Annotated in this window: 1 pseudogene; it reads left to right on the forward strand. The window is 43.9% G+C overall.

Annotation, left to right across the window (positions count from 1 at the left end):
* Positions 1–138: 138 nt before the first annotated feature.
* Positions 139–733 (forward strand): annotated as a pseudogene (locus tag AB4583_RS20715) (ISNCY family transposase); the annotation flags it as partial.

A 733-nucleotide genomic window follows, 5' to 3' on the forward strand; every position in this document is an offset into this window, starting at 1 on the left:
TGTGATCACCAAGCGATTCTGTCGTACCTTAACTACCAAGCGACTTTGTCGTTAGCCTAATTACCGAGGGAAATTGACGGTTCTACTTTTTACGTAATCCTTTGACTATCACTGTGAATTAGTCAAAGGGTGTATAGGATGATCGTTATGGATGCTAAATCCCAACTTACCGTGGATGTCATTGCTAAAGTGGCACTTAACAAAATCTCTATTCTCAATGCCTCGAAACTGCTCAATAAATCCCCCCGAACCATTGAACGTTACCTTAGGCGATACCGTACCGATGGTATTCGTTTCGTTGTTCATGGCAACACAGGAAGAGCACCTGCTAATAAAATCCCCGTGACCTTAAAGAAGCAAGTTCAAGCTCTGATAAAAGCCAAGTATTACGACTTTAACATACTTCATTTGGCAGACATGCTGGAAGTGTTTGAAGGCATCAAAGTAAAGCGAGAGACACTTCGTACCTGGGCGCACGAAATCCATCACGTAAAACGAGCTAAACATCGCCGCTCCAAAGTAAGAAGACGACGAGAGCGCATGGAGGCAGAAGGCTTAATGCTGCAAATGGACGGCAGCCCTCACCTTTGGTTCGGGGACAAAAAGTCCTGCCTTATTGCTATGATTGATGACGCAACCAGTGACGTTCATGCAGAGTTCTTTCCTTCAGAAACTACGGAAGGCTGCCTCAAAGTAATGAAGGCTTATATCGAAAAAAAAGGGCTTTTTAAGA

Origin of the sequence: Vibrio sp. 10N.222.49.C12 (assembly GCF_041475025.1) — a bacterium.
GTDB lineage: Bacteria > Pseudomonadota > Gammaproteobacteria > Enterobacterales > Vibrionaceae > Vibrio > Vibrio crassostreae_C.